Annotated in this window: 5 protein-coding genes and 1 pseudogene; 5 read left to right on the forward strand and 1 reads right to left on the reverse strand. The window is 67.7% G+C overall.

The window, feature by feature from the left end; translation table 11 throughout:
* Window positions 1–318, reverse strand: a 318-nt coding sequence (locus ELR45_RS27185; RefSeq protein ID WP_338069611.1) for a DUF6788 family protein, incomplete at its 3' end; no start/stop codon positions are given.
* A gap of 180 nt (window positions 319–498) precedes the next feature.
* Between ELR45_RS27185 and ELR45_RS27190 the strand changes: the two genes are divergently transcribed.
* The 5 genes and pseudogenes from ELR45_RS27190 to ELR45_RS27210 form a co-directional block, all read left to right on the forward strand.
* A complete protein-coding gene (locus tag ELR45_RS27190; protein WP_129669125.1) occupies window positions 499–1,128 on the forward strand; it encodes a DUF2461 domain-containing protein in 630 nt (209 codons plus the stop codon).
* A gap of 283 nt (window positions 1,129–1,411) precedes the next feature.
* The gene (locus ELR45_RS27195) at window positions 1,412–2,062 is read left to right on the forward strand and encodes a DUF1326 domain-containing protein (RefSeq protein ID WP_129669126.1); all 651 of its coding nucleotides are present in this window, start codon (window positions 1,412–1,414) and stop codon (window positions 2,060–2,062) included.
* Window positions 2,046–2,882, forward strand: a complete 837-nt coding sequence (locus ELR45_RS27200) for a DUF2182 domain-containing protein (RefSeq protein ID WP_129669127.1) — start codon at window positions 2,046–2,048, stop codon at window positions 2,880–2,882. The genes ELR45_RS27195 and ELR45_RS27200 overlap by 17 nt, the downstream gene beginning before the upstream one ends.
* A gap of 235 nt (window positions 2,883–3,117) precedes the next feature.
* Complete coding sequence (gene trpS, locus ELR45_RS27205) at window positions 3,118–4,248, forward strand: tryptophan--tRNA ligase (protein WP_129669128.1); 1,131 nt, start codon at window positions 3,118–3,120, stop codon at window positions 4,246–4,248.
* A 142-nt stretch (window positions 4,249–4,390) separates the two neighbouring features.
* A pseudogene (locus tag ELR45_RS27210) lies at window positions 4,391–5,243 on the forward strand (LuxR family transcriptional regulator); the annotation flags it as partial.

The following is a 5,243-nucleotide window of genomic DNA, read 5'->3' on the forward strand; positions in this document are numbered from 1 at the left end:
TTCACAGATCGTCTCGTTGATCTGCACGATCTGCTCCGACAACGCGGTGAACTGCTCATAGTTCGCCAACTCGGCCCGAACCTTCTCCAGCTCCGCACCGGACAGCTGACGACTGCGCGTTCTGCCCTGCACCGACCGGGTCCACAGATACCGCGGCCCATGCCCGGGATGATCTTCCCGCGCACACGCACAGTTCGGCTTGCCACAACGCCGGTAGGTCTCGTTCACGCTGCCCCGGCGAAAGTCCCCAGTCGCGGCCAACTGCTCATACAACGCGTCCCACTGCTGCTCCAACGACTCAAGCGGCTGCTCGGTCATCCGAACCTCCTAGTCTGGACGTGACCACACTTCCAGACTAGTCAACTACCTACGCCTCCCGGAATCACCTACACACGTGTCGCGCACCCCGTGACACAACGCGCCCGATCCGCTGTCGGACCCGTCTGGCAGACTGCGATTCGCAGGGACCTTCCCCCGCAACCCGCCTGATAGCAGGGGATGATCAACGTGGCATTTCTCGGTTGGCCTGCCGAGGCCTTGGAGTTCTACGAGGGCCTGGAAGCGGACAACTCCCGGACCTACTGGACGGCACACAAGGCGGCCTACGAGCGCGACGTCCGCGAGCCCATGGTGCAGTTGCTCGCCGAACTCCAGCCCGAGTTCGGCGCTGGGAAGATCTTCCGCCCGAACCGCGACGTCCGGTTCAGCGCCGACAAGTCACCGTACAAGACGGCCATCGCCGCCACCCTGGAGCAAGGCGGCTACATCCAGCTCTCGGCCAGCGGGCTGGCCGCCGGTGCAGGGATGTACATGATGGACGCCGATCAGCTGGCCCGGTACCGGCACGCCGTGGCCGAGGACGAGACTGGAGAGGAGCTGCGCGGGATCATCGAGGAGCTCGCCCGCCGCGACATTCAGGTCACCGGTCATCAGCGGCTGAAGACCGCACCGCGGGGCTATCCTAAGGATCATCCCCGGGTTGAGCTGCTGCGTCACAAGGGCTTGGTGGCGTGGCACGAGTGGCCGGTGGACGCATGGCTGGGCACTGCCGCCGCCAAGGATCGGGTCGTGGAGTTCCTGCACATGACGGAGCCCCTCAACGGCTGGCTCGCCGAACACGTCGAGTAGCCGGTTCACGGTGGTCCTGTCGTGTCTTGACGTGGTTCTTGCGTGCTGCCACTATCGGCCCACTTGACCGGCCGAACAATCTCCCCCCGCGGCCGGACAAGGCGTTGCACCACATGTTCCATACGACGGCGTCGCAGCCGACAGCGCTTTGCGGCCCCGGGGAACGCACGGGGTCGGAGTTCTCTCGCGCAGACACACGTCGCACATATGACGCGAACGACTCTTCACCGGTGCGCACGGGTGACCGCGTTCGCGGGAGTTCCCGAGGGAGGGGAGACGAACAATGACCGACGCGACACTCACCAAGACCCAGTGGCACATCGTCGGCGAATCAGTCGGGTCGTGCAGCTGCAACGGAGCCTGTCCATGCCAATTCGGCGGGGTGCCGACGAACGAGAACTGCGAGGCGGTCGAAGCCTGGCGTATCGACGAGGGCAACTTCGGCGAGACCGACATGGCGGGCGTCGTCTTCGCCGAGGCGCTGTACTGGCCGGGTCCGATTCACGAGGGCGGCGGTACCCGGCTGGTAGTTCTCGACGAGGCCAGCACGCCGGAACAGCGGAACGCGGTGCTGCAGATCACCAGCGGAGCGCAGGGGCACCCGTTCTTCGAGATCTTCGCCTCGGTCACCCCGAACGTTCCTGATCCGATGGTCGCGTCGATCCACGTCGAGATCGATCGCGACGCCAGGCGCGCCGCGATAAACATTCCCGGCATCGCGTCGACCACGGTCGAACCGATCCGCAACGTGGCCACCGGCGAGGAGCACCGCGCCCGGATCGATCTGCCCGACGGTTTCGAGTTCAAGCTGGCTGAGATCGCCCAGTCGGCCAGCTGGGACGTCACCGCGGACGGACCGTTGTCGCTGCACAACGAGAACACGTACACGCACTTGTACGCGTTCGACTGGAGCAGTGATGGCACTACCCGCTAGTGCGTCCGGCACCCCTGTGGTGCCGGGTCGCCGCTGGTGGGTTCATCGTTCGTCCTGGGTAGCCGGCGCGGCGCTGCTCGTCGTCGCGGCGGCCGCCTGGATGGGCGTCGTCCGTGAGGCGTCCTCCATGTCGTCGGCCGATGACATGGAGGACGGGGCGACGGGCATCGGCGCTTCTCTGGAGCTCGGCGAGGCTGCGGCGTACATCGGGTCATGGGGTGTCATGATGATCGCGATGATGCTGCCCAGCGCGGTACCGATGATTGCGCTGTACAGCACGGTGCGTCCCAGCATGGCCGCCCGGTATGGCGGGCGAACGGTGTCGACGTCCGTCTTCGGTGCGCTCTACGTGCTGGTATGGATGAGCACAGGGATCCTGGCATACGCGGGCTCGGTGCTCGCGTCCGCCGCCGCCCATGCCTCCGACGACGTGTCCGAGCTGGCGCCGTACGCGGTCGCGACCGTGCTGGTCGCCGCCGGCGCGTACCAGTTCAGCCCCGTCAAGCGCACCTGTCTGCGTCGATGTCGCGGCCCGCTCGCGTTTCTCGCGAGCCAATGGCGTCCGGGAGTGAGCGGCGCGATCCGGCTTGGGCTGGCACACTCCGGCTACTGCATCGGCTGCTGCTGGGCGCTGATGGTCGTGCTCGTCGCTGCCGGCGCCATGGGGATGATGTGGGTGCTGCTCATCGCGGCGCTGGTCTTCGTCGAGAAGGTGCTTCCATACGGCGAGCACACCGCACGCACGATCGGCGTCGCCCTGGCCCTCCTTGGCCTGCTCGTGGCCGCAGAGCCGGACCTCGCCAGCACGCTACACGCCTGACTGCTCTATCGGCGGACCGACGCCAAGACAGGCCCGGCCCGCTCGTGACATACTGACGGAGTGATCCAATCCGTGCGCTCCTGGTGGTGGCTGCCTCAGCAGGCGGCCTGACCGAGCGCACCTTCGCCAAGCGCATCTTCCTGGCCGCCGTTGCGGGCGGCCGTACACCCTCCATCAGTGAGATCACACCGGTCTGCCCCGTCTTCGGCGGCCCCGACACCTACGGGAGCAGACCATGTTCACCAGCACGACACCGACCACGACCACATCAAGCCCGGACAGCCCATCCGCAGCCGGACCGGCGGCGTCCTCGGAATCCAGCGGGAGCGCCGGCCACACCCCTCTCCTCGCCGAGGAGAGCGACGTCCGCGCCGACCCCGGCCGGTACCGTGTCCTGACCGGCGACCGGCCGACCGGACCGCTCCACCTCGGCCATTACCTCGGCACCTTGCACAACCGGGTCCGGCTCCAGTGCCTCGGCGTCGAGACCTACATCGTCATCGCCGACTACCAGGTGATCACCGACCGGAACCGGCCCGGTGACGTCGCCGCGAACGTCCATGAGATCGTCCTCGACTACCTGGCCGCCGGCCTGGATCCGAGCCGGACGACGATCTTCGCCCACAGCACCGTACCGGCGCTCAACCAGCTTCTGCTCCCCTTCCTCTCCCTGACCAGCGTCGCTGAGATGCAGCGCAACCCGACCGTCAAGGAGGAGGCGCTGACGGCAGGCATCAGCTCCGTCAGCGGGTTGCTGCTGACGTATCCGGTCCACCAGGCCGCCGACATCCTCTTCTGCCACGGCAACCTGGTCCCGGTCGGAGCGGACCAGGTCCCCCACATCGAGCAGGCCCGACTGGTCGCTCGCCGTTTCAACGAGCGCTTCGCCGACGGACACGCATTGTTCGCCGAGCCGCAAGGGCTCCTCTCCCCAGCACCCGTCCTGCTCGGGGTCGACGGGCAGAAGATGAGCAAGAGCAGGGGGAACGGCATCACCTTGCGGGCCACCGAGGACGAGACTGCGCGCCTGATCCGGCAGGCCGTGACCGACAGCGAACGACTCATCACCTATGAGCCCGAACGACGTCCTCAGGTCGCCAACCTCCTGCTCATCGCCGCAATGTGCACAGGCGCCACGCCGGAAGCGCTCGCCGCGGAGATCGCTGACGGCGGTGCCGCCGCGCTCAAGCACGTCGCGACCGATGCCGTCAACGAGCACCTGCGCCCGCTACGGTCCCGGCGAGCCGGGCTGGCCGCGGAACCCGGTCTGGTCCAGCACGTGCTGCGCACCGGAGCCGAACGAGCCAACGAGGTTGCGAGACAGACCCTCGACGACGTTCAAGACACGCTCGGCATGCGGTACTGAGAAACGCGCCGACCGCGAGAGCCAGGCCAGGCGCCCGAAGACAACCCTGCCGCACTGGATGAGCGGTATCATGCAGGTGCGCCACCGCCCGCTCGGCATGCTGCGATGCCATTGCGGGTGCAGGTTGCGCAAGGGGGCATCGATGGAGATCAGCCAACCGTATGCGGCGCCCGCGGCCACCGAGCTCGACGCGATGACGGCGTCCCAGCTTGAGGCTCGGGCAGACGCCGAGTTCTGGCTCGGGCGGCCACGGGAGTCGATCGTGACCCGGCAGCAGGCCTATCGGCGGCATCGCGACGCCAACGACGTGCGCCAGGCCACCAAAGCCGCCTGGCGGCTGTTCTACGCATACTTCGACCTCGATGACACCGCCGTGGCCAGCGGCTGGCTTCAGCGTGCCCATCGGCACGCGCTGGAGGTACCGGACCAGATCGAAAGCGACTACGTCGCGCTGGCCGATGCCGACTGGGCGCGGGCTCACGGGCGCCTCGACGACGCCCTCACCCGGGCGCGCCACGCCGCCGATGCCGGACGCCGCACCGGCGATCTGGATCTCGAAGCGCTCAGCCTGGCCACTCAGGGCCGGGTGCTGATCGCGCGCGGCGAGACGGCCGACGGTGTCGACCGGCTCGACGAAGCGATGGTCGCCGCCCTCAGCGGCGATCTTTCGCCGTTCGTCCAGGGTTGGGTCCATTGCGTGCTCCTGTACACCTGCGAGCAGCTCGGCGACGTGCGACGGGCCGCCGAGTGGACCGACCTCGCCGTCCGCTGGTGCGAGGAACGCGGCGAACAGAGCTCGTATCCGGGCCTGTGCCGGATGCACCAATGCGAGGTCCAGTCATTGCGCGGCGACTGGACTGCCGCGGAACGAGAGGCGCTCCGCGCCGCCGAGGAGCTCGCCACTTTCGGCGACTACCTGATCGCCGACGGCCAGTACCTGGCCGGGGAGATCAGGCGCCGCCGCGGCGACTACGACGGCGCCGAGAGAGCGTTCC

Source organism: Phytoactinopolyspora endophytica (assembly GCF_004138495.1).
Taxonomy (GTDB): domain Bacteria; phylum Actinomycetota; class Actinomycetes; order Jiangellales; family Jiangellaceae; genus Phytoactinopolyspora; species Phytoactinopolyspora endophytica.

Coding starts and splice junctions, on each gene's coding strand:
- ELR45_RS27190 (WP_129669125.1), top strand. CDS start 499: ATGATCAACGTGGCATTTCTCGGTTGGCCTGCCGAGGCCTTGGAGTTC.
- ELR45_RS27195 (WP_129669126.1), top strand. CDS start 1,412: ATGACCGACGCGACACTCACCAAGACCCAGTGGCACATCGTCGGCGAA.
- ELR45_RS27200 (WP_129669127.1), top strand. CDS start 2,046: ATGGCACTACCCGCTAGTGCGTCCGGCACCCCTGTGGTGCCGGGTCGC.
- trpS (WP_129669128.1), top strand. CDS start 3,118: ATGTTCACCAGCACGACACCGACCACGACCACATCAAGCCCGGACAGC.